Genomic DNA, 25,224 nt, shown 5'->3' on the forward strand with positions numbered 1-25,224 from the left:
CCCTTTTATTTTAGTCTGAAGTATCCTTCCTCTGTCTTCTCTACTTTACCTTCTTTTAATAGTCTTCCCATTGCTCTTTTAAACGCTTTTTTACTTATTCCAAAATATTCTTTTATAGCTTCTGGAGAACTGTCATCATTAAATCTAAAGTGAGTTTTTAATATTTTCATTTTACTTACTATTACTTCAGCATCTTTATCCATTTGAACAAAAGCTAACTCTCTCATTGCTAAATCTAACTTTCCATCTTCTCTAACTCTAATTACTCTTGCTTGAATCTCTTCTCCAACATTAAATTTTCTGAAACATTCACTATTAGGTATAAGTCCAAAGTATCTATTATCTACTGCAACAAATATTCCAATTTCTGGATTGATTCTATAAACAGTACCTTCTACAAAATCATTTTTCTTGTAATCTTTATTTGGCATTAGGAAGCTGTATATTTTCATAGTTGCAGATAATCTTCCTTTACTGTCTTCATATATACCAACTAAAACTTCATCACCTGGTTTTACGTCTCCATCCATTTGTGCGTAAGGTAATAATAACTCTTTCTTTAGTCCCCAATCTAAGAATGCTCCTAGTTTTTCGTTCATATCTGTTACATATAATTTCCCTACTGTTCCAACTGTTAAAGCTGTCTTTCTAAATGTCGCTGTCAATCTATCTTCTGAATCTCTATAGATCATAACATCTATCTCATCACCTATATCTAACACTTTTCCTTCTAATTCATTGTTTGGTAGAAGAATGTTATCTTTTGCATCCCCTGTTCCTGCATCTAAATGTGCACCTTTACTACTGAAGTTGTTAATCTTCATCGTTTGTCTTTTTCCTACTTTTATCATTTCGCCTCTCTCCTTACTATTTTACTCCAAATAGTTTCTAAATAAATTAAATTTTTCATCCAATTTATGGGGATAATTTTTATAGTAATATTGTAATAATGTTACTACTGGTTTATAATCCTCATAATTTTTTAATATTCTTAAATACTCTTCCTCTATGCTCAATAAAGAGTAATAATCACTTTTTTCAAAACTGATAAATAACTTATTAATTATCTCCGTAACTTGATTCAAAGGAACGTCAATTCCTTTTCCTATTATTAAAGCTTCAATATAATATTTTTTCGCTTCATTTTTTTTATTCAAGATATCTGCAATCTTACCTAAATTATATAAAAGTATAAATTTCTTTCTGTTTTCATTTTCCAATTTACGTTCATGAATCCTTTTTAATCTCAAATAAATAACTTTCAACTCATCATTTTTTAAACTTTTTATCAAAATTTCACTTAATTTATATAAAATCTCTAATTTAAATTCTAAATCTAAAGCTTGTTTAAAAACTTCATTATATATTTTTATAGATTTCTCTAACGAATCTAGTGTGGAAATCTCTATTAAAATTTTTAAATAATTATTTTTTGTGTCACTATTTTTTAAATTTTTTAAAATTCCTTTTATTATATCTTCTAACTCTATCGAATCAATAGTTCCCATTCTATATTTCGAATACAAATAAAGATAATATATCTCATTTATTTTTTTTAATTTTTTTATGTCCTCTTCATATTTTTCAAAGAGTAATATTATTATCTCATACTTTTTATATTTTTCACACAAATTTAAAAAAATTATAAATTCTTGTTCATATTTTTTTATTTCAGATACTCGTTGAAATAATTTTCCATACATTTTTCTTGCTTCATCTTGAAGATCTAATCTTAAATAGAATCTACTTAAATCGAGAATCATTTTTATTTGATCAGCGATATTTAATTTTAAGATTGCTTCCTCTATCAACCATTTATTTTCTATAATCCCCGTTTTTAAAATTCCATCTAAATATCTCTTAGCTTTAACTTCAGAACTCTCAATAAATTCCTCATAAGTTAATTCTAATTTTTCTCCTTTTTTCTCTAAAATTTCATTCAAATTTTTGTAGAAAATAAAACTCATTCTTTTACTTAAAACTTTTTTACCACTTTCAACCATTCCTAAATAAGTTTTAGAAACTATATTTTTTGTTAATTCCTCTTGTTTTATTTTATAATGTTTTCTATACTTTAATATCTTTTCCCCTGGCGATAAAAACATAGATATCTCCCCCTAAAAATAAAAAAAGCTGTTTATTATAGAGTATCAAATTTTCCATATTTTTACAATAAAAAATACCCTAGATTGATATACTCAATCTAAGGTATTTAAATTTATTTTTCTTCTAAAACCTTATTTTCATTTTTTATATAGACTCTTTCATAATCTTTTAAAGAATCTAAAGCAATTTTTGACATAGGAACTATCGCTATTATATTAAATACTGTCATTAACGCAACTCCTAAATCTCCTAATTCCCACACAAATAAATACTGCGCCATCCCTCCAACAAACATCATTACAAGTGCAAATATTTTATAAGCATCCTGTGCTTTCATATTATCACCAAATAAAAAAGCCACATTAGACCTTGCATAAAATAATATTCCTAAAAAAGTACTAAAACTAAATAAAAACAATATTAAAGCAACTAAAGGTGTCCCTATACTTCCAATATGATAGTCCATACAACTTTGTAATAGATCCATTCCCATCTTTCCATCTCTTACAGCTGCTGGAGCTAAAAGCATCGTAAAAGCTGTACAACTACATATAACTAAAGTATCTATAAAAACTCCTAAAGCTTGTATTAATCCTTGTTGTGCTGGATGTTCAACGTCTGCAGCTGCGGCTGCACATGGTGCTGATCCACTTCCTGCTTCATTGGAAAATAAACCCCTCTTAACTCCCTGCATTAATACCGCTCCAAATCCTCCCGCTGCTATTTGTCTTCCACCAAAAGCTTCCTCAAATATTTCTAAAAACATTCCTGGAACTGAACCAATATTTTTTATCAAAATAAATAGTGTCAATGTAAAATATAAAATTGCCATAATGGGAACTAATTTATTTAAAACTTCTGCTATTTTATCTTTTCGTCCTTTTCCAAATAAAACTATTGTTCCTAAAACTGTCATTCCGATAGAAGTGTATAGAGGTGACAATCCAAATGCATTACTAAAAGATTCCGATACTGAATTCGATACTATCTGAGTTATTCCTACCCAAGTTATCAATCCTGATATTGCGAATAAAATTCCACACAGTTTAAAATTTGAAGTTCTTTTATAGTATTTTTTCTTATTTTTATCTATAACATCTGACTCTAAAATAATATTAGTTTCAAACGGATCACTATTTTTGGCCTCTACCACTACCTCCATTCTATTCATAAAGTATGCTGGACCACCTCTCCATCCACCATACAAAGGATCTTTCTCTTTATATATCTGTGCGAGAGTACTTTCTATAAAAGCAGTATTAGAAACTATTATAGCTGCTACCCACATCCAAAATATTGCTCCTGGACCACCGAAAGATACAGCCGCTACAACACCAGCCAAATTACCCATTCCAACCCTTGAAGCTGTTGCTATAAAAAGTGCTTGTAACCCCGAAATTGCTTCTTTATCATCTTTAGCTTTACTTTTTAATACTATTCTAATCATTTCTGGAAATAATCTAAATGATAACATTTTAGTTTTTATACAATAATATATTCCTGTAGGAATCAACATTAAAACTAATAAACTTAATCCTATATTCGTTTCTCCAACATTAAAAAGAATAATATCTCCCCATAAAAAACCATTAAGAGCACTTACTGCCGTTTTCAATGGTGATAATAACATGTCTATAAACCCCATATGTACCTCCTATTTTTTAATTTTAGTAGAAAGTTTTATGTAGGTATTTATATTAAAATATCCTAAAGTTGCCCTTAGGATATTTTAATTGCTGTTATCTATTTGTGAGAAAATCTTCCTGTAAAGAATCTTAAACAAGCTGGCTCATATTCCCACTTCAGTCCTTTTATTTCCTCTTTATTTTTATAAAGAGAAATTATTGCGTCTGCTACATAATCTAAATGTGCGTATGTATAAACCCTTCTAGGTATTGTTAATCTAACTGTTTCTAACTTTGGATAGTGATTTTTTCCTGTCTTTATGTCTCTTCCTGCTGAAACTACACCTCTTTCCATTGTTCTAACTCCTGAGCTTTCATATATAGCTGCAGCTAGTGATTGAGCTGGTAAATCATCCTGAGTTAAATGAGGTAAAAAAGCCCTTGCGTCTAAGAATATTGCATGACCACCGTATGGTTTTACCATTGGTACTCCTGCTGCATCCAATCTCTCTCCTAAATATCTAATTTGGTTTACTCTATGACTTATATATTCATAGTTAACAGCTTCCCTAAGTCCAATTGCCATTGCCTCCATATCTCTTCCTGCTAAACCACCATAGCTAGGCATCCCTTCAAATTGAACTACTGTAGCTGTTGCTTGTAGATATAAATCATAGTCATTCATACATAAAAATCCACCAATATTAGTTAAACAATCTTTTTTTCCACTCATCGTACATCCATCACCATAAGAAAACATCTCTTTCACAATATCTTTTATCGCTACATCTGCATATCCTTCTTCTCTTGATTTTATAAAATATGCATTCTCTATACAACGAGTTGCATCATACATTATTTTTATTCCATAACTATGGGCTAATTCAGAAACTGCTCTTATATTTGCCATTGAAACTGGCTGTCCTCCTGCTAGATTTACTGTTACAGCTAAACAAATATATGGTATTTTTTCAGCTCCAACTTCATCTATTAAAGCCTGCAATTTCTTTAAGTCTACATTTCCTTTAAATGGTAAATCAATCTGTGAATCATGTGCTTCATCTATAATAATATCTCTAAATGTTGCTCCATTTCTTTCTTGATGAAATCTTGTTGTCGTAAAATACATGTTTCCTGGTACATAGTCTCCTGGTTTTATAGTTAATGTTGATAATATATTCTCGGCTCCTCTTCCTTGATGAGTTGGAACTACATATTTAAATCCAAAAAGTTCCTGAACTGTTTTTTCTAAATGATAAAAATTTTTACTTCCTGCATAGGCTTCATCACCTAGCATCAAGCCAGCCCACTGAGCATCACTCATAGCATTAGTTCCAGAGTCAGTAAGTAAGTCTATATAACATTCATCTGATTTTAATAAAAAAGTATTGTATCCAGCTCTTTCAATAGCCTCTTTTCTTTCTTCTTTAGTCATAATAGCCATATTTTCAACCATTTTTATTTTATATGGTTCTGGTGCAAATCCTTTTGACATAATAATTCCTCCTCATTTATTTTTTCTTGTTGATATCATATATACTTCATTTTCTTTTTTATGTCAATAACGCTCATTTTAGAACATATATAGTAGTTGAAAATATATTTTTCATTATAACTCCAAAAAAAAATCTTTGATTATATTTAAAATAAACCTTTTTATGGTTTTTTTGTGTAAAAGTAGTATTTCTTTCTCTTTCTAATTTCACATAAAAATAATTCTTCTTATTTATAATGATTTAATTTTTAAAAATAAAAAAAATTTATTTTTATTTTTTATATAAATTTTAGTGAAAAAATAAATTAATTTCATTTTTTTATTTTTTATTTTTTTCAAACCTTTTAAGGGTTTATTTTTTGCAAAATTTGATTTTTGTATAATCTTTATGGTAAACTCCTACTATATTTAATATCTAGGAGGAAGCATGGTAAGAATTTTATTTTATATTTTCATTATAAGCTGTGGTTTTTTATTGAGTAAATACCAATTAATACCTTTAAAATTAAAGATGAAAACTGCTATTTTACAATCATTTTCTCTTTTCTTTTTATTAGGAGTTATGGGGTATAAAATTGGTAGTGATAACAAAATTATAAAAGAATTTCCAAATCTTGGATTACAAGCTATTGTTATTGCATTTTTCTCTATTTTAGGAAGTATTTTTATTACTAAATTTTTCTTCAGAAAAAGAGGTGACAAATAGATGCTAGGAATTTGTTTATCAATTATTTTTGGAGTTATTATAGGATTATTTTTTCAAACTCCATTTTTATCTAATTCATCAGATACTTTTATCGATTTAGGTCTCTGCTTACTTTTATTTTTTGTTGGAATCGATATTGGAAATAACTCTTCTGTATTTTCTAATTTAAAAAAATATGGTAAAAAAATATGGCTTCTTCCTATCTCCACAATTTTAGGTTCTCTTTTAGGTGGAGTTATTGGTTCTTTATTTCTTCCCATCTCTATTGGAGAAAGCCTTGCTGTTTCTTCTGGTCTTGGTTGGTACTCTCTATCGGCCATTGAATTAACTAAAATAAGTCCTGAACTTGGAAGTGTTGCCTTTTTAAGTAATGTTTTTAGAGAAGTTCTTGCAATTTTAACAATTCCTCTTATTGCTAAATTCATTGGAAGTTTTGAATCTATATCTACAGCTGGTGCTACAGCTATGGATACTCTTCTTCCTGTTATAAATAAAAGTAATAGTTCTGATATATCTGTTATCGCATTTTTTTCAGGCGTTGTTCTGACTACATCAGTACCTCTACTAGTTCCATTAATTGTAAATATATTTAAATTATAAAAGGACATGAATTTCATGTCCTTTTAAAATAATATCAAATCATAAATATCTTGTATTCTGTATGGACTTGGTAGCTTCATTTTCAAATTCTCCCATACTCTTGTAAAAGTCTGTTGATCCATATCTTTTAATTGATTGTATGCTTGTGATTTATATAAAATATCATCACCACATTTTTTTATTGCATTCAAAATCTCTGTCTTTATCTTCTTATAATTACTATCTGTCATTGGAACTAAACTATAATAATCTGCAAGCAACTCTCTTTCAACACAGTATTCCAATGTTAAAATCTTTCTAATTATAGTTCCTAAATATCCAATCGACAGATTTTTACTAAACATCCCAATACGTTCTCCCTCAACTTCAATGAAAGGTAAGAAAATATCTTGATAATGATAATCTTGAACTGACTTAGTAAAAAATAAAAAATTAGAAAAAATAGTTTTCTTCCTCACTTCTTTTCTCAAAAAATATTTATCAACTTGATAAACTGCTCCTATATGAGGAAAAAGTGAAACTGTCAAATCCTCAGAATGACAAAAATTAACAATATTTTCTTCATAAACTTTATTTGTTTTTATTCTTCTTATAAAATAATCAGCCTGATAAAGTTCCTCTGTTAAATTATCAACTTTAAACAAGGCATTAAACACTTTATTATTATCAAGCAATCTATTTTTTGTATCTACAGATACTTTTCCCAATAGATTTTCAAACTTAGTACTTTTTACAAAACTTTTTACAAAGCTTTCATCAATTTGAGGTGTTACTTCTATATTCCCTGTCAATAATAAAGTATTATTATCTTTTATCACTTTACCTTTTTTTAGTTCTTTCAAAAAGAATGATAAATATTCATTCTTAAACTCTAAAAAATATTGCCTCTCTATATCATCTAAATTTAATTTATCTAGTATTTTATCATAATTAAAGAAATCCAAAAGATTTATTATTCCATCTCTATTGATTCCTACAGCATTCCAAGTACAAGTATACGGAATAAATCCTCTCTCCTTATCTACCATGATACTTACAAATTGAGCTATCCCTCCACCCAGAGAGTGACCAGTAATAGATATTTTCTCTTTAGGAATTTTAAACTCGTCATAAAGTTTATTAAAAACTTCTAGCCCATCATAAAATTGCTTCGGTTTTACACCCAAACCTATTTTCAAATCGTTTTCTATAAAATCTTTGTATGCATCCTCCAAAGGATATTTCTCACTTCCTCTATAAGAGATAACATATCTATCATATTTTGTATTTTTAAAAACTACACTATAAAAACCTGTTGAATTTTTATCCAGATCTGAAGCTCTTTTACTTTCTACATAGAATATCTCCCAATTTGGAAGAATTTCTTTAAAAAAATCATAAAACAAATATCTTGTTTTTGAATTTGAAAAATAGAAACCATCGCTATCTAATTTTAATGAATCGTTCTCTCTGTAAATTTGATTTAAATTTTTTTTATAATCCTCTTGTGAAAAATTACAATAAGAGAGTACACTAAGCAATAGATAATCTTTCGCTCTTTGCATTATACCACTCCCAAACAATCTAAATTTTTAATAATGATAGGAATAGATAAGTTACTCCCATTCCTAGTACTGCCCCTATAAGGGTTTCCAATACAGTATGTATCTTTCCTTCAACTCTTGACTGTAGTACTAAAATTAAAAGAAAAAGCGAAAGATAAAAAATTCTAACATCATCTGTTAAAAAGAATATTCCTACAAAGAGTGCACCACCTAAAGCACTATGACCACTAGGTATTCCTCCTCTTAAAGGAGTTCCTTTTTTAAAAAAACTTTTTATTGTAATTACCAATATAACTAAAAAAATCAATATAAAAACAATTACATTAGCATATGATTCTTTTAGTAAATCGAAAAAATTTGCAAACTCTCCCGCTATTCTTTTATGAAATACTAAATATCCAACTATTAAAGCATTTGTTGCTGCTATAAAAACAGCACCCGCTCCAACATCTTTTGCTCTCTTGGCCAAAAGATTATAGTCTGGACAAACTAAATCTACAAAACTTTCAATCGCTGTATTTAATAATTCTGCCGCTAAAACTAGGGACATACTAATTGATAACACAATTAACTCCATTCTACTAACACCTAAAAATATTGAAATCATCAAAACTAATATTGTACAAAAAGCATGAAACTTCATATTTCTCTCTGTTCTAATTGTCTCTATTATCCCTTCAATTGCAACATTAAAACTTTGTGTTACATCCTGTTTAGTCCCTTTTTTCATAAGCATCCTCCCGTCTAATCTCTAGTATGACCAAATTTCCCTAAAATTTCTTCCTCTCTAGCCCTCATCTCTTTCTTATCTTCTTCCTCTATATGGTCGTATCCTAAAAGGTGAAGCATTCCATGAGTTAAAACATAGAAGAACTCTCTTCTAAATGAGTGATTATACTCATTACATTGTTCCTCTACTCTTTCTAAAGATATTATAATATCTCCTAATGTATCATATGGCCCTATCATGTAATCCTCTGTTTCATGGTAAGCAAATGAGATAACATCCGTGGGTCTATCCTTATCTCTAAAATCTCTATTTATTCTTTGAATATCTTCATTTCCGACTAAGGCTACTGATAAATATACTGGTTTTTCTGATTCAAATTCATCATTTAAAACTTCACAGATATATTGTTGTACTTCATCTTCTTTTATATATTCATTGTATCCCTCTATTTCTAGAGAAAAATCTAAAACTACTTCCATCTCTAACTCCTTTTAATCTCTCTTATTCTACTTTTGCCCAGGATATTTTATTCTCACATGGTGAATACTCATCAATACCTTTGTAAAAGTTTTAATTATTATTTCAATCTCTTTAAATGTTAGTGCCGCTTCAGAAAGTTGATTATCCTCTATTTTCGAGTTAATAATCCTTCTTAACATATTTTCAATAGTTATTGGCGTTTTTTCATCTAAAGATCTTACCGCTGCTTCTATCGAATCAGCTAACATTATTATAGCCGATTCCTTACTTCTTGGAATTGGTCCACTATATTTAAAATCATCCTCTAAAACCGTTGGATCTAGCTGTTTAGCTTTATTATAAAAATAAGCTAACATAGTCGTTCCTTGATGCTCAAACATAACATCCCTTATCTCTCTTGGAATTTTATATTCTCTTCCTAACTCATTTCCATCTTTAGTATGAGATGTTATTATCAGAGTACTTAAAAATGGAGATATTTTAGAGTGAGGATTTTCTCCCCCCTCTTGGTTTTCCACATAAAATTTGGGTCTCTTCATTTTTCCTATATCATGATAGTAAGATGCAACTCTAGCAAATATTGCATTTGCACCTATAGCCTCTGCTGCTGCTTCAGATAAAGTTGCTACCATCATCGAATGATGGAACGTCCCTGGAGCCTTCATAGATAATAATTTTAATAAAGGATGAGACAAATCTCCTAATTCCAACAATCTAAATGTCGTCAAAATATTAAATGTTTTTTCAAAATACGGTAGAACAGCTATGGCTAACATACCTGAAAGCAGTCCCGATATAACTATTTCTCCACTTTGTAAGGCTATCAAGTTCTTTTCTCTTCCTATAAAATATGTTAATAATAAGTATAAGAAAAACTTAGTTACTGCTAACTTCATTCCTAAAGCAATTAACTCCTGTCTTGTTGTAACCTTCTCTATCAAATATGATCCCATCAAACAAGCTAAAAATGTCACTATTATAAAAATAGGATCGTATCCTACAATTGGGAATAAAAACGTTATTGACATCAATGTCATTATAAATGCAAAATCTTTAGCAAATAGTATAGACATCAAGAAAAACATAGTTTCAAACGGTACAAAATATATATGATCTGGTTGTGTAAATCTATATGCTAAAAATCCTATAGTATATATTAAAAACAAACTTCTATAAACATTTTTATTTAATATATTCTTTTTAAATTTATTTGCTAACAAATGATAAAATATAACAGTTAAAATAATTGTATATAAAAAATTTGCAACTGAAAAACCTAAACTTTTTTTATACGAATATATTCCCACAGCCTCTAAAAGTTTAGCTCTACTATCTGTTATTATATCTCCTTTTTTCACAAGTAAAGTTCCGGCTTTTATATCTAAAATCTGATCGTCTATCTGAGATATCTTTTCTGCTATCGAGTTTTTAGTTTTTGTTTCATCATAGATATAATTTGCCGTTAAAAAATTCTCTACAATTTTCTTATCAAAATCAGACAGTTCTAAAAATAATTCATCATTTGGAGGAGAGATTGTTAAACTTCCTTTTTCTCTTATGATTCCTGTTGCATAAGCTTTTGTTAAAAACCCTATAACTCTTTCTTTAGTATCCGTCAAATCTCTTTTATTTAGCTGAGTCAATTCATTTATCAATTTTGGAGATAACGGTTTCCCTATTATATCTTCAACTCTATCTAAATAAAGTTTATTTTTTTTAAAATCTTTCTTCAAAATTTCATCAAATAAATATTCAGCACCAGATATATAAACGCTACCTGCTTGAGGTACATAGATATATTCTTTCTTTGAACCTTCCATTAAATTTTTTATAATATCTTGTTTTTTATCTCTATCATTAAAAAGAATACTCTTTGGAGAGTAAATATCATTTATTGCTACATCTCCTATATCATACTTTTGTGTATTTACTATATAGCCACTCTTTGAACTAATAACTATTACCATAACCATCAAAATTAAATAAAATATCTTCTCCTTTAAATGATTATCTTTCGTATATAATTCAGCATCATCTGCATTCTTTTTGTTAATCTTAAAAGTCAAGCTCAGACCAAACAGCTCAATTTTCTTCATATTAGTTACTCCTTTTAAGTTTTAGAAATATCCTTTAAAATATCTTCTTTATTAAGTATCTTTATATTTTTTGTAGGTATTGCATCTTTAAAGTATTTTCCATAGCTTTTTGTTATTACTCTATTATCTAATATTGTAACAATTCCTCTATCACTTTTACTTCTTATCAATCTTCCAATTCCTTGTTTAAATTTAATTACTGATTCTGGAATTTGATATTCTACAAAAGCATTTTTATTTTGTTGAGTTATATTTTCTATTATTGCTTCTGTAATAGGGTCACTTGGAACTTTAAATGGTAGCTTTATTATAATTACAGAACTTAATTGTTCTCCCTTTATATCTACCCCTTCCCAGAAAGAATCTGTTCCAAATAAAACTGGATTTTTTATATTTTTATACATATTCACAAGCTGAGTTCTCGGAGCTTGTCCTTGAATTAATAAATTTAATCCTGCGTCTTCTAAATCATCTTTTATCATATAATACATATAATTTAATGTCGTATAAGAAGTAAATAGTATAAAACATTTCCCTGAAGTTTTCAATATCAAATTTTTTAAAAAATCTCTAATACTGTCTATAAATTTTGGATCACTTGGATTTAAAAGATCTTTAGGTAAATAAACTTTCATTTGATTATCATAATCAAATGGTGAATGAATAACTTTTTCTAAAGTTTTTTCTTTTAATCCTATGCTCTCTTTAAAATATGAAAAATCACTTCCTATTGCTATTGTTGCAGATGTGAAAATCATCTGTTTTAAATTTGTATATAGATTTTTATCTAGTTCTCCATCTATTTTTAGTGGTGTTGCCACCAATTTAGAATTACTTTTTTTTCCATTTACTTCTGCCCAATAAATAAATTTCTCATCATCTAAAGCATTAATAAATTTTAAATTTTCAAAGAACCCGTCTAATCGATCTATATATCTTGAAAAATCACTTATATATCCCTCTTTATCCTCTAAATCTTTTATTCTTCCTAATATAGTTCTAACTTTTTTTAAATATGATGATAGATCTGCTATAAATTCATCCTTCAAATTATCTAGCTGCTCATAGAATACAGCTCTTTCAAATTCATTTTTCTTTAATCTATAAGTTATGCTCGACATTTGTCCCTTTGAAAAAATTTCTATTAAAAAATTAAAATACGCTCTTCCAGATGTAAATAAATTACGATGTCTCAATTTAATATCATTCTCTAAATCTGATTCAGTTCCTTTTTTTCCATCATAATCCGCTGTTTTTAAATAATTTATTAAGACATCTAAACTTCCCGTTCCTCTTTTTTTAGATTTTTCCATTGTATATATTTGATTCATAGTTTTTGTAAACCCGTATTTTGAAACATCATAAGAAAAATAATCTCTTGCCACTTTTTCAACATTATGAGCTTCATCAAAAACAACCAATTCATATTCTGGCAAAATTGAATATTCCGTATTGAATCCTATCTCTTTTCTTATTGCCAAATCAGAAAAATACATATGATGATTTGTTATCAGTATATCTGCTTTCTTCTTCTCATCTCTGGCTTTTAAAAAGTAACAGTCAGCTTTAAAAGGACATTTATTTCCTGCACACATGTCACTCTCACTCTGAAAATGCTCCCAAATTGTATAATCGACTTCAAATGGAAGCTCTGCCTTATCTCCACTTTCTGTTTTACCACCCCATTTTAAAACTTCTCGAAACTGAGCCTTTTGATTTTGGCTATATTCTTCAAAATCTACAATATCTCCCGTTGCTACATTGTGTAATTTTCTATTACAAAGGTAATTCCCTCTACCTTTAACTAACATATAATTAAAGTCTCCTTGGATAACTTTTTTAGCTATCGGAATATCTTTGTTTAAAAGTTGTTCTTGTAAATTTATTGTATTTGTACTTATAACAACTCTTTTTTTATTTTTTATGCTCCATTCAATTGCTGGTATTAAATATCCTAAAGTCTTTCCTGTTCCTGTTCCAGCCTCTACTATTACTTTCGTTTCTGTATTTAATCCATTTTCAATAACTTCAGCCATCTCTAACTGTTCATTTCTATATTCAAACTCTTTAAAAACATTGGCTAAAAGTCCATTTTTTTCAAAATATGGCTTTATATCTATCTTTACATTTTTTCTTTGAATCAACTCTACAATCACATAAATATCCGTTACATCATTATTTACTATATATGATGCTCCATCAAGTCTATTTGAATATATAGCCGCTATTTCAACATCGGGGTCTGACGGATATAAATGACCTGAAGGATGATTGTGTATTATAACTTCACCTTTTCTCATCGCTTTCAGTATTGCTGGAACTGAATATCTATTTCCTCTAGCTAAAACTTCGACATCTATCACTATGCCATTTTCATCTGGAATACCTCTAAAAAATACCTCATTTCCATCTACATTCTCTATCTCTAATCTCATTTTTTCTGCAGCTATTAAAGATATTTTTTCCTCTATATTCATTCTTATCCTTTCTTTATTTACTAATTTCTATCTATAATATAATACCCTTTTTTTGAAAAAATATAAAATATTTTTTTAATTATCTTCTTTTTTTCTATTAAATATGATAAAATATCTTAGGTCCATTGTACAAATTGTGTCTCTTTTTATGCTTACCTGTCAAATTGAACTACCATACTTGGTATTAGAATCATATTGACATAAAGCGTTATTTATGTTATTATGATATGAAAATTTTATTTAAAATTAAAGGGAGGTTTTTGATTTGGCACATTCAAAATCAGCAAAAAAGAGAGTTATCGTAGCGGAGAGAAACAGAGAGAGAAATCAAGCTGTAAAATCTAGAGTAAAAACTATGCTTAAAAAGGTATTAGTAGCAGTAGAAACTAAAGAGGTTGAGGCTGCTAACGCTGCTTTATCTGTAGCTTACAAAGAGTTAGATAAAGCTGTAAGCAAAGGAATCATGAAGAAGAACACAGCTTCTAGAAGAAAAGCTAGATTAGCTGCAAAAGTTAACGCTTTATAATCGATGCTATCGAAGAAATAAAACTGGAGACATCTCCAGTTTTATTTTATTTTTGGAGGAGGATTTTCAATGATTAAACTTATTGTTTTAGATGTCGATGGAACATTAACTGATGGAAAACTTTACGTTTCAAATTCAGGAGACGAGATGAAAGCTTTTAATGTTAAGGATGGTCTAGGAATAACTCAAGCTATTGCTCAAGGTAAAGAAATAGCTATTATAACTGGAAAGACATCACATATTGTTACTAAGCGTTGTCAAGAACTTGGAATAAATGAGATTCACCAAGGAATTAAAAATAAAATAGCGACACTTGATTTAATTTTAGAAAAATACAATATTTCATATGAAAATGTTGCCTATATGGGTGATGATTTAATTGATTTAGCTGTTATGAAAAAATGTAAACTTGCTGCTGCTCCAAAAGATTCTGTTGAAGAAATTTTACAAATATCTGATTTTATCTCTACTAGAAATGGTGGCGATGGAGCGGTTAGAGAATTTATTGAATATATATTAAAAAAAGAAAACTTATGGATCAATGTAGTTAATAACTTTACTCCAACAGAACAATAAAAAAATAGCTGAAATTCAGCTATTTTTTTTTGCAAACAAAACACAACAAAGATATGACGTTATTGGAACTGCAACTAATATTCCTATACTTCCTGCAAAAGCTCTAAGTATATCTGCTGCTACAGATTCAAAGTTCAAAATTCTAATCAATGGAAATTGCTCTTTTTGTAAATATATAAATAATGTAGAAAGAATTCCACTTCCTATATAAGCTAGTATAAGAGTATTTACCATAGTTCCTATTATGTCTGCTCCTATTCTCATTCCAGAATCGAAAATCTCTTTTTTCGTTATATTAGAGGCTACAGCCTTAAGCTCAGTTAATGCCGAAGAGATTGACATCGATACATCCATTACTGCCCCCATACTTCCTAAAATAACTCCAGCCGAAATTATCTCTCTCACTCTTATACCTTGAAGTAATGCCGAATAATTTAATGCTTCTACAGATACAAAACCTGTCATTGCCATTTTATAAGAAAAATACATCGAAATTACTCCTGCTATAATCACTCCAGCAACCGCTCCAAGAATTGCAACAATACCCTTTTGAGAAAATCCTGTTGTCAAAAATATTGTAATCGTAGAACATAGAAGTGCACATAATGTTGATATAAGAATTGGAGAATATCCATTTGCTATCATTGGTAAAAATATATTATATATTATAGCCACTACAATAACTAAAGAGAGTAAGGCTTTTATGCCTTTAAGTTTGGCTATAAAAATTGTTAACGCTACAAAAATCCCAATTATAACTAATATTGAATCTCTTTTATCTATGTCTACTATATAGTATGTATTTCCAGCTTCATCACTACTTTCTTTATATAAAACGATATTTTGCTTTTCTCTTATAAATATATTATATGCTCTCTCTTCATAAACCGGAGATTGAACTAATACCTCTTTATTCTTATCCTCCCCTTCTAAAATTTTAACTTTATACTCCTCTATCTCTCTTATTCCATCCTGTTCATTATACCCATTTTTTATTACATTTTCTAAAGATAGTATTTTTCCTTTTATATACTCTTCTTGCCTTATCTCTTCTGCATAGCTTTCAATATTTTGTGAAAATATAACTATTGAAAATATTGAAAACAACAAAATTATCATTCTTTTCATGACTTTTCCCCTTTATACTTTTTCATTGTGTATTTCTTGTGTAACTTATAAAAAAAAACGAGGAAAATTTCCTCGTTTTAAAATTACTTTCTGATTCCTAATTTAGCAATTAAAGCTCTGTATCCTTCGATATCTTTGCTCATTAAGTAGCTTAATAATCTCTTTCTTTTTCCAACCATTTTTAATAATCCTAATCTTGAATGGAAGTCTTTCTTGTGAGTTCTTAAGTGGTTAGTTAAGTGGTTGATTTGTGCTGTTAATATAGCAACTTGAACCTCTGTAGATCCTGTATCTTTTCCATCTTTTCCGTATGCTGCGATGATTTCTGCTTTGTTTATAGCCATTTTTATTTCCTCCTGAATATTTAATATCTAGGCCAAGGTCTACGGGGCTTAATCGTAAATCCTAGCAAAGATTAAATTAATTATAACATAATTTCTTTTTTTAGTAAAGTTTATTTTCTAGATATTACTCTGGTGTATTATCCAAAACTGATTGAGCTGCTTTTTGCTTTAGCTCCTCTTTTAACTTTTCCTCTTCTTCTTTTAAATCCACAATTTTTTCTTCGATACTATTTTCTTTTTCTAATCTTTCAACAGTTTTCCCTGCTAACATCTCATCTAACTCTTCACCATTTATTGTTTCTAATCTCAATAAAGCTTGAGTTATCTCTTCAAGTTTATCTCTATTATCTGTTAAAATCTCTTTAGCTTTAGCATAAGCTGTAGAAACTAATCTTCTAATCTCATCGTCAATCTCTTTAGATGTCGTTTCACCATAAAGCTTTTGCTGGAACATATCTCCATCACGTGTAGCATCTAACATTATTGGTCCAAATTTATCACTCATTCCATATTTTGTTACCATGGCATGAGCTATTGCTGTTGCCCTTTCAATATCGTTACTTGCTCCCGTTGTTATATCTCCAAATACAATCTCCTCTGCGGCTCTTCCTCCTAATAAAGTTACAAGCTCAGATAAAAATTCATTTTTTGATTTAAGATATCTATCTTCCGTTGGTAGCGTCATAGTATATCCTAACGCAGCCATACCTCTTGGAATAATCGTCACTTTGTGAACTGGCTCTGTATTTGGTGATAATCTCTGAGTCATTGCGTGCCCTACCTCATGATAAGCTACAATGATTCTTTCTTTCTGAACAGCCATTCTTGATTTTCTTTCTGGACCTATAGTAACTTTTTCTGAAGCTTCTTCTAAATCTGCCATATTTATCTCTTCTCTTCCAGCTCTTGCAGCTAAAATAGCGGCTTCATTTAACATATTTGCTATATCTGCTCCAACAAATCCAGGTGTTTTTCTTGCGATTACTTCAAAATCTACATCTGAAGCAAACTTTTTATTTTTAGAGTGAACTTTTAAAATAGCTTCTCTTCCTTTTATATCTGGTCTATCAACAACAACTTGTCTATCAAATCTTCCAGGTCTCATTAACGCTTTATCTAAAATTTCCGGTCTGTTTGTTGCTGCTAAAACAATGATTGTCTCTTCAGTTCCAAATCCATCCATCTCTACTAAAAGTTGGTTAAGTGTTTGTTCTCTTTCGTCGTTTCCTCCACCTTGACCACTTCCTCTTTTTCTACCTACAGCATCAATCTCATCTATAAAAATTATACAAGGAGAGTTTTTTCTAGCTTTAGAGAATAAATCTCTAACTCTTGAAGCTCCAACCCCTACGAACATTTCTACGAACTCTGATCCTGACATACTAAAGAATGGAACTCCAGCTTCTCCAGCTACCGCTTTTGCTAAAAGTGTCTTTCCTGTACCTGGTGATCCTAATAAAAGAACTCCCTTAGGAATTTTAGCACCTAAATTTTTAAACTTATCCGGCTCTTTTAAAAACTGAACAACCTCTTCTAATTCGATTTTAGCTTCATCAATTCCAGCTACATCCGCAAAAGTTACTTGAGATACATTTTCTCCATTTTCTTTTGCCTTAGATTTACCCATATTGAAAACTTGAGGTCCTCCACCTCCACCTTTATTCATTTTGTTAAGCATAAATATCCAGATTCCAATTAATAATAGCATTGGGAACCAAGATGCTAGCATATTTAATAAGAATGGTAGTTCTTGTGGTGGTAACGATTCAATTTTGACTGTCTTACTTTCTATCAAGCTAACAAGTTGAGAATCTCCCCCTAATCTATCAGTTATCATTCTAGCTTTTACTGCTGTCGTATCTTTTTCAGAAGTATATCCATAAACATACCCTTCTCTTTCATCTACTCTAACAAGTTTGTTATCGTTTAACTCTTTTATAAAATCAGTATAACTAATAGTCTTTACATTTGATGAATCTGACTTTGAGAACATTGTTGGTAGTGATAAAATTATTGTTACTATAAACAACAACATTACAAATCCTTTAAGATTAAATTTCCCTCCAATTTCTCTAGGTTCTCCAGATTCTTTTTCCTGCTTACTTTTATCTATTCCCTCTTTTAATTTTTCCTTAATTTTTCTTTTTCTTTCCTCTAATTCACTTTGTTCTTGTTCATCTTTTACTTTTTTTTCTTCTTCTTTTTTAGCTTCATCATCATGCACGTCATCTTTTTTTGGCTCTTCTTCAATGAAGTTATGCAATGCCATTTTTTCATTATCTTCTCTATTCTTCATCTTGCCTCCTTATGATTAGCTTAATTCCTTTTTCATTTTTTCTACATTTAAAGTCTTCACTTTTTTTTACTCCTGAAATCCAGACAATCTCATTATCTTTTATTACTAATGGGATTGTACCCCTCATTTCCTTTGGTATCTTCTCATTTATAAATATATCTTTTACTTTTTTATGAGAAGTCATTCCTAAAGGTTTTATTCTATCCCCATCCTTTCGATACCTTATCTCTAAAGTATCACCTATTTTTAAATTTGTTAAAAATTCATTTTTACCAAAACTTCTTTCATCTAGAAATGCTTCTAAAATAAAATTATCAACTTTTATTTTAAAGGGTACTTTTTTTATAAGACTAATATTTATATTTTCTAAATTATCTATATTTTCCTTCTCTATCCAAATATTTTTATATTGTTTTTTTAAAATAAAATTATTTTCTAAGTGTATATTTTTACTTCCTGAACTTTTAAATAGTTTTATTACATTTCCAATTTTTTCTCTAGATGATTCTAATTCAAACTCTTTAAAATATTCATTAATTATTTTTCTTTGGATATAACTATCTTCTGTTTGAATCAAATCTATATTTAAAACTTCCTTATCATTTTCAAGAATTTTATATTTTTCTAAATCTATTTTGAGAATCTCATTAACCTCTTTAATCTCTTCAATTAAATTATGAACTTTATCTTTAAAACTAACATTATATCTTTCTTCTATAAATGGAATTAAATCCAATCTTATGCTGTTTCTAGTAAAATCGTTTTCAAAATTTGTTTCATCTACTCTATATTCAATATTTTGGGTATCTAAAAAATTTAAAATATCATTTTTATATGTTTCATTTATAGGTCTAATTATATTTTCTCTATGTTGAATTCCTTCTAAACCTTCCAAAGATGAACCTCTAATAAGTCTAAATAAAAAGTTTTCGATTTGATCATCTAAATTGTGAGCTATTGCTATTTTATTACTATTTGTTTCTTTTAAAACTTCTGAAAAGAATTCATATCTTATCATTCTTCCCGCTTCCTCTAATCCAATTCCATTTTCTTTAGCTACTGTTTCCATCGAAGCTCTTTTTATAAAAACTGGTATTCCTATCTTTTCTCCGCTTAAAAGACTAAATTTCTCATCACCGTCTGAATTCTTACCTCTAAACAAGTGGTTAATATGGGCTAATACAAACTCAAAGTCTAACTCTTTTTTTAATTCTTTTAAAACTTCTAATAAAAATACTGAATCTGGTCCTCCTGAAAAACCAAGAACAATTTTATCTCCATTTTCTATTAATTTTTCATTTTTTATTTTTTTTAAAATTTTTCTTAACATAATTTTACCCTTCATGACAGTATTTTATAGAATTATACCATATAGAGAATCTTTTTCAAACTCTTTTCCCTCTTATTTTTATTTAAAAATCTCTAGTTTTGGTTTTTTATTCGAGTAATTGAAAAATATTTCAATTGTATCTACTCTGTGATTTAAAACATCATATTCGAATTTTTCAAATTCAGTTTTTTTATATGCTTCTCTTGTTGATGAAAAGTTTTTTTCGACTACTATTTCATTGTATTTTTCTTTATCTTTTTTAGAAATAAACCATTCTGGATAAGCTCCTGGTTTACCTAAAAGTAAATAATCCAACTTTAAATACTCAATAAAAATATCTTTTCCTATAAAATTCTTTTCTTTATAAAATTTAACCAAGTGATTAAATATGGCAACTATCTTGTGCCCAACTCCTAAAAGGTTATTTTTTTCATAATATTCTGCAATCTCCTCAAAGAAAGTAAATGGTCTATCATAATGATTATCAATTATATATTTTACAGAGTTTTTAAATTTTTCAGAATTATAATAGAAATCTAACATTTTTTCAAGATTTTTCATTTTAACTAATTCAGTATAATTTATAAAACAATTTGATAATATCTCGTATGGCGGAAACTCCATATATTTATAATCATATTCTTCTATCTCTTTAGAAATTTTTGTCCCACTCAATATTTTTAAAAAACCTAATTGAATCATCTCGGCATCTAAATCATAAACATAGTCAAACGAATCTTTAAATGTTTCATATGTATCGTGTGGAAGTCCTGCAATTAAATCTACATGTAGATGAACATTTTTCGATATTGCCTTTATATTATATCTCAATCTTTCAAGTAGATTTCTTCTATTAATGCTATTCATTGTATCTTTATTAATACTTTGAACTCCAATTTCAAATTGAAAGTAACCCTCTGGAACTTTTTTTAAGAATTCTATAATTTCATCATCAAATATATTAGCATTTATTTCAAAATGGAATGTTACATTTTCCTTATAGTTTTCTAATAAAAATTCCCAAATTCCTAAATATCTTTCTTTTCTTAAATTATAAGTTCTATCAACAAATTTAACTAACTCAACACCTGAATCTAAAAATTTCTTTAAATCAGTTTTTACTCTTTCTAAGCTCCAATATCTAACACCCTTATCTATAGATGATAGACAATAAGAACAGCTAAACGGGCATCCTCTACTCGATTCATAATAAAGTATTTTTATATTCTCTTTTAATTCGTTTTCTGTATATGGAAAAGGAATCGTATCTAAATTCTCAATTGGAAACTCATCTCCATTATAGATAAACTCTCCATTTTTTAAAGTTGCCACTCCTCTTTGTAATTTATCATTCTCTACTAAAAAGTTATAAAGAACTTTTTCTCCCTCTCCAATCAGAACATAGTCAATAGCTCCATTTTCTAATAAAGATTCTTTTGCATTATAACTAACTTCTGGTCCACCAAGAGTAATTGTTACGTCTGGTCTAATCTTTCTTAATTCCTTTATAATTCTAAACACATACTCTTTATTCCAAATATAAGTTGAAAATATATAGTGATCTGCGTCAAGATTAAATAAATCTGTAATTATACTTTGAACTTGATTATTTATATTACTTTCATAAAGTTCTATTTTTAAATCACTGTATTTTTCTACATAACTTTTTAAATATCTAATTGCTAAATTCGTATGTATAAACTGACTATTTATACCGACTAAAACTATTTTATTCATAATTTTTTCTCCTGCTTATTTTTTCTTTTGAACTTCTAAATGCTCTCTATATGTTTTTGTAAACGTATGTTTTCCTGTGCTTGTAACAACAAAAAATAGGTAATCTGTTTCGGCTGGATTCATCGCTGCCATCACCGAAGAATAATCTGGGTTTGATATTGGTCCCGGTGGTAATCCTCTATACATATATGTATTGTAAGGAGAATCTATTTTTAAATCTTTGTAATACATTCTTCTCTTACTGTAGTCATATAAATAATTTACTGTTGCATCAGATCCTAATTTCATACCTTTTTTCAAACGATTATAAAAAACTGATGACATCAAAGGTTTCTCATCCTTCAATTGCGCTTCTCTTTCAATTATTGATGCCATGATTAACTTTTCATAAAACTCTTTTTTATCAGAATACTTATCAGGTGGGAATATCTTCAAAAATTGTCCTAGCATAGCCTTCGCTACCTCTTTCTCATTTGTATCTACTGCTAAATAGTATGTTTCTGGATATAAATATCCCTCAAAGTTTCCATCAGGGGTTAAATATGGAAAATCCTTTATTTCCTTTAAAGCATTTCTCAATCCCTCTTCAGTACCAATTCCTCTTTCTTTAAGTAAAGACCCTATCTCTTTTATTGAATATCCTTCTGGTATTGTTAAAATTGTGTATTTAACTCTTCCCTCTTCCATCATTTGAATTATATCTCTATAAGAATATTTTCCATCTAACTCATAAAATCCAGCCTTTATATTTTTTCCTGAATTTTTTTCATATTTTAAAAATATTTTGAAGAAAATAGAATCTGCTATTCCCATCTGTTTAAATGCACTATTCAAACTTGTACCAGTTCTTAAGTTCACTTGAACTTTGTATTCTTTTTTTGCATCTACTTTTATTGAATACAACTTAAATATTGAAAAAACTCCTGTTAAAATAATTAATAAAAAAATTAAAAATTTTTTCTTCATAACACTCTCCCGATTTTATGCTGAAAAAAGCTGTACTTTGGTCTCCCTAGTTACAGCTTTTTCTTAATCTATTTAATTATCTTTTAGATTGTTTTGCTTTTTCGATTAAAGGCTTTCTTCCTTTTCTATCTTTTTGGAATACATCTACTATTGTTTCCGCTTCAACAAATGGTACAGATACGAATGAGAAGTTCTCATATATTTCTACACCTTTTAATTTTGATTCATGTACTTTAGCTTTCTTAGAGATTAAGTCCACTAATTTTCTTGGAGTCATTTTATCTTTCTTTCCAAGAGCAATGAATAATCTTGTTTTTCCTGTTTTATCGATAGAAACGCTCTCGATATCAGAGTAGTTAGTTTCTTCTAACTCTTCCTCATAACAATTCTTTAATATAGCAGCAATTACTTCAATTGGAGTAGCTTCTTGATTTAATAACTCTTTAGCCATATCATAGTAAGACTCAGCATCTCCATTTGATATTAAGTTAGCAACGTTATCAAATAATCTAGTTTTCTTAGCTAAGATTACATCTTTAACTCCTGGTACTTGCTCTTTTTTGATTTCTGTTTTTGTTATTCTTTGAATTTGAAGTAATTTTCTGTACTCAGAAGGAGTTATGAACGTTATAGCTGTTCCTTGCTTTCCTGCTCTTCCAGTTCTTCCAATTCTATGAACATAACTTTCTGCTTCTTGTGGTATAGCGTAGTTGATTACGTGAGTAAGATCATTTACGTCAATTCCTCTTGCAGCAACGTCAGTTGCTATTAGAATGTTTAAGTTTTTATTTTTAAATCTCTTTAAAGTAACTTCTCTATGGTTTTGGCTGATATCTCCATGAAGACCTTCAACGTCATATCCTCTATCTTGAAGTTTTCCTACTAATTCGTTAACATCATTTTTAGTTCTACAGAATACTATTCCGTAGAAATCAGCTTCGATATCAACTATTCTACATAAAGCCTCAAACTTATCTCTCTCTTTTACTTCGAAGTAAATTTGCTCAGTTAAGTTTGTAGTTAACTCTTTCTTTTTAACAGCTAATACTTCATGCTCTCCCATGTGAGATTTAGCTATCTTTAAAATTTCTGGTGGCATTGTAGCAGAGAAGAATAACATTCTTTTATCTTCGTTAGTTTGAGTTAAGATTTGCTCGATATCTTCTACGAATCCCATGTTTAACATTTCATCAGCTTCATCTAATATGAAGTAATCAATGTTGTTTAATTTTAAAACTTGTCTGTTCATTAAATCCATAACTCTTCCTGGAGTTCCAACAACTATATCAACACCTCTGTTAAGTTGTCTCTTTTGTTGCTCTAATGATTGTCCTCCATAAACTGGAATTATCTTTAATCTTCTTCCGTGTGCAAGCGAGTTCATCTCCTCAGCAACTTGAACTGCTAACTCTCTAGTTGGAGCTAAGATTATAGCTTGTACATGACCTGTACTCTTCTCAATTTTCTCTAAAATAGGTAATGAGAATGCAGCTGTCTTTCCTGTTCCTGTTTGAGCTTGTCCGATTATATCCTTATCTCCATTTAATAATGCAGGTATAGTTAATGCTTGTATTGGGCTTGGTCTTTCGAACCCTTTTTCTTGTAAAGGTTTTAACGTTTTTTCAGTTAAACCTAAATCTTTAAATGTTAATATACTTTCCATATTCACTTCCTTAATATTTTTATATTCATTCATTAGATTATAACATACATTTATAATTTTGTGTACTTTTTTTATCTTTTTATTTCTCATTTGTGAGTTGTTTTTTTACATGTTCTTATTCTGTAAGAATTTTTACTGTTTTAAGATATTGATTTTTTTTTAAAAATGTAGTAAATAAAGTATTAATAAGATTTTAGAGGAGGCTTTTATGATTATTGATAGAAAAAATGCGAAAAGAACTGTTATTTACATTAATGATTCTCAAAAAAATAATCTCCAAAACTTTTTACACTCTATCGGCTTTCATTATTATACTATCCAATCAAAACTTGAAGGTAGTTGGGAACATGGAATTAGACATCTAAATAATCATGTTTGGCCTGGTTCAGAAGCTGTTTTTCACCTAATTGTTTCTGGTTCAAAAGTTGATTTATTGCTACAAAAATTAAAAAGCTTTAGAATGGGATTACCTGACAATGTTGTTATGGCAGTACTCGTTTGTCCCTTAGATGATTTTATCTATAATATGATGACTGTTGATATAGAACCAGACTCATCGACCGAGAAAGTACACTGGCTAAAAGAAGATGAAAATTAATTATAAAAAAAGGAGCTAGTTCATAAATGAGCTAGCTCTCTTTAATTAATGTTTACACTTATCTTTTATACTACAACTTCCATTTTTGGCCTTTGAACAGTTACAACCGCTTTCACCTTTAAACATCTTATATAAACTTTTCAAAGCTATTGCTCCTATCACAACAACTATTCCAACTAAAATTAATGTTTTCATTTTCTC

Annotated in this window: 22 protein-coding genes; 5 read left to right on the forward strand and 17 right to left on the reverse strand. The window is 28.8% G+C overall.

The genetic code is table 11. The features are described 5' to 3' along the window. Positions 1 to 5 precede the first annotated feature (5 nt). The 4 genes from L988_RS03255 to L988_RS03270 all read right to left on the reverse strand — a co-directional run bounded on the left by L988_RS03255 (position 6) and on the right by L988_RS03270 (position 5,226). The gene (locus tag L988_RS03255; protein WP_047381542.1) at positions 6 to 851 is read right to left on the reverse strand and encodes a S1 RNA-binding domain-containing protein; all 846 of its coding nucleotides are present in this window, start codon (positions 849 to 851) and stop codon (positions 6 to 8) included. Between the two features lie 21 nt (positions 852 to 872). After that, positions 873 to 2,105, reverse strand: coding sequence for a hypothetical protein (locus L988_RS03260; protein WP_047381545.1), 1,233 nt, complete (start codon positions 2,103 to 2,105; stop codon positions 873 to 875). Between the two features lie 113 nt (positions 2,106 to 2,218). Then, positions 2,219 to 3,751 (reverse strand): sodium:alanine symporter family protein, encoded by a 1,533-nt coding sequence (locus L988_RS03265; RefSeq protein WP_047381548.1) that lies wholly within the window; start codon positions 3,749 to 3,751, stop codon positions 2,219 to 2,221. Positions 3,752 to 3,849: 98 nt separating this feature from the next. Then, positions 3,850 to 5,226: a tyrosine phenol-lyase gene (locus L988_RS03270; RefSeq protein WP_047381549.1), complete on the reverse strand. Its 1,377-nt coding sequence runs from the start codon at positions 5,224 to 5,226 to the stop codon at positions 3,850 to 3,852. A gap of 427 nt (positions 5,227 to 5,653) precedes the next feature. Between L988_RS03270 and L988_RS03275 the strand changes: the two genes are divergently transcribed. Both L988_RS03275 and L988_RS13390 read left to right on the forward strand, forming a co-directional pair. Continuing rightward, complete coding sequence (locus tag L988_RS03275) at positions 5,654 to 5,932, forward strand: LysO family transporter (RefSeq protein ID WP_047381551.1); 279 nt, start codon at positions 5,654 to 5,656, stop codon at positions 5,930 to 5,932. Continuing rightward, complete coding sequence (locus tag L988_RS13390) at positions 5,933 to 6,532, forward strand: lysine exporter LysO family protein (RefSeq protein WP_081982698.1); 600 nt, start codon at positions 5,933 to 5,935, stop codon at positions 6,530 to 6,532. Positions 6,533 to 6,555: 23 nt separating this feature from the next. Here L988_RS13390 and L988_RS03285 read toward each other — a convergent pair whose 3' ends face one another. The 5 genes from L988_RS03285 to L988_RS03305 are packed head-to-tail and all read right to left on the reverse strand — an operon-like array spanning position 6,556 to position 13,859. After that, positions 6,556 to 8,076, reverse strand: a complete 1,521-nt coding sequence (locus L988_RS03285; RefSeq protein ID WP_047381555.1) for a hypothetical protein — start codon at positions 8,074 to 8,076, stop codon at positions 6,556 to 6,558. A gap of 19 nt (positions 8,077 to 8,095) precedes the next feature. Further along, positions 8,096 to 8,806 (reverse strand): diacylglycerol kinase, encoded by a 711-nt coding sequence (locus L988_RS03290; RefSeq protein WP_047381558.1) that lies wholly within the window; start codon positions 8,804 to 8,806, stop codon positions 8,096 to 8,098. 14 nt (positions 8,807 to 8,820) lie between these two features. Continuing rightward, positions 8,821 to 9,285: an rRNA maturation RNase YbeY gene (gene ybeY / locus L988_RS03295; RefSeq protein WP_047381559.1), complete on the reverse strand. Its 465-nt coding sequence runs from the start codon at positions 9,283 to 9,285 to the stop codon at positions 8,821 to 8,823. A gap of 27 nt (positions 9,286 to 9,312) precedes the next feature. Beyond that, positions 9,313 to 11,382 (reverse strand): HD family phosphohydrolase, encoded by a 2,070-nt coding sequence (locus L988_RS03300; protein ID WP_047381562.1) that lies wholly within the window; start codon positions 11,380 to 11,382, stop codon positions 9,313 to 9,315. 14 nt (positions 11,383 to 11,396) lie between these two features. After that, positions 11,397 to 13,859 (reverse strand): helicase C-terminal domain-containing protein, encoded by a 2,463-nt coding sequence (locus L988_RS03305; RefSeq protein ID WP_047381565.1) that lies wholly within the window; start codon positions 13,857 to 13,859, stop codon positions 11,397 to 11,399. Positions 13,860 to 14,124: 265 nt separating this feature from the next. Here L988_RS03305 and rpsT point away from each other — a divergent pair, with 265 nt between their 5' ends. Both rpsT and L988_RS03315 read left to right on the forward strand, forming a co-directional pair. Beyond that, positions 14,125 to 14,385, forward strand: coding sequence for a 30S ribosomal protein S20 (rpsT, locus tag L988_RS03310; RefSeq protein ID WP_047381566.1), 261 nt, complete (start codon positions 14,125 to 14,127; stop codon positions 14,383 to 14,385). Positions 14,386 to 14,454: 69 nt separating this feature from the next. After that, positions 14,455 to 14,961 carry an HAD family hydrolase gene (locus L988_RS03315; RefSeq protein ID WP_047381568.1) on the forward strand — a complete coding sequence of 169 codons (507 nt, stop codon included), beginning with the start codon at positions 14,455 to 14,457 and terminating at the stop codon, positions 14,959 to 14,961. Positions 14,962 to 14,976: 15 nt separating this feature from the next. On the opposite strand, the gene L988_RS03320 is transcribed toward L988_RS03315, so the two are convergent. The 7 genes from L988_RS03320 to L988_RS03350 form a co-directional block, all read right to left on the reverse strand. Further along, on the reverse strand, positions 14,977 to 16,089 hold the full coding sequence (locus tag L988_RS03320) for a YibE/F family protein (protein ID WP_047381570.1): 1,113 nt from the start codon (positions 16,087 to 16,089) through the stop codon (positions 14,977 to 14,979). Between the two features lie 83 nt (positions 16,090 to 16,172). Beyond that, complete coding sequence (gene rpsO, locus L988_RS03325) at positions 16,173 to 16,433, reverse strand: 30S ribosomal protein S15 (protein ID WP_047381572.1); 261 nt, start codon at positions 16,431 to 16,433, stop codon at positions 16,173 to 16,175. 124 nt (positions 16,434 to 16,557) lie between these two features. Then, positions 16,558 to 18,729, reverse strand: a complete 2,172-nt coding sequence (gene ftsH, locus L988_RS03330; RefSeq protein ID WP_081982700.1) for an ATP-dependent zinc metalloprotease FtsH — start codon at positions 18,727 to 18,729, stop codon at positions 16,558 to 16,560. Next, positions 18,719 to 20,059: a tRNA lysidine(34) synthetase TilS gene (gene tilS, locus L988_RS03335; protein ID WP_052191661.1), complete on the reverse strand. Its 1,341-nt coding sequence runs from the start codon at positions 20,057 to 20,059 to the stop codon at positions 18,719 to 18,721. Before tilS ends, ftsH begins: the two co-directional genes overlap by 11 nt. 78 nt (positions 20,060 to 20,137) lie before the next feature. After that, complete coding sequence (locus L988_RS03340) at positions 20,138 to 21,796, reverse strand: B12-binding domain-containing radical SAM protein (RefSeq protein ID WP_047381577.1); 1,659 nt, start codon at positions 21,794 to 21,796, stop codon at positions 20,138 to 20,140. Positions 21,797 to 21,811: 15 nt separating this feature from the next. Then, positions 21,812 to 22,762 carry an endolytic transglycosylase MltG gene (gene mltG, locus L988_RS03345; protein ID WP_047381579.1) on the reverse strand — a complete coding sequence of 317 codons (951 nt, stop codon included), beginning with the start codon at positions 22,760 to 22,762 and terminating at the stop codon, positions 21,812 to 21,814. 76 nt (positions 22,763 to 22,838) lie between these two features. Next, the gene (locus tag L988_RS03350; RefSeq protein ID WP_047381580.1) at positions 22,839 to 24,425 is read right to left on the reverse strand and encodes a DEAD/DEAH box helicase; all 1,587 of its coding nucleotides are present in this window, start codon (positions 24,423 to 24,425) and stop codon (positions 22,839 to 22,841) included. A gap of 208 nt (positions 24,426 to 24,633) precedes the next feature. On the opposite strand from L988_RS03350, the gene L988_RS03355 reads away from it, so the two are divergent. Then, positions 24,634 to 25,023 carry a PG0541 family transporter-associated protein gene (locus L988_RS03355; protein WP_052191662.1) on the forward strand — a complete coding sequence of 130 codons (390 nt, stop codon included), beginning with the start codon at positions 24,634 to 24,636 and terminating at the stop codon, positions 25,021 to 25,023. Between the two features lie 45 nt (positions 25,024 to 25,068). Here the strand turns inward: L988_RS03355 and L988_RS13575 are convergent, their stop codons facing one another. Beyond that, on the reverse strand, positions 25,069 to 25,218 hold the full coding sequence (locus L988_RS13575) for a FeoB-associated Cys-rich membrane protein (RefSeq protein ID WP_156110641.1): 150 nt from the start codon (positions 25,216 to 25,218) through the stop codon (positions 25,069 to 25,071). Positions 25,219 to 25,224: the final 6 nt, after the last annotated feature.

Source organism: Cetobacterium sp. ZWU0022 (genome assembly GCF_000800875.1).
In the GTDB taxonomy this organism is placed as follows: Bacteria; Fusobacteriota; Fusobacteriia; order Fusobacteriales; family Fusobacteriaceae; genus Cetobacterium_A.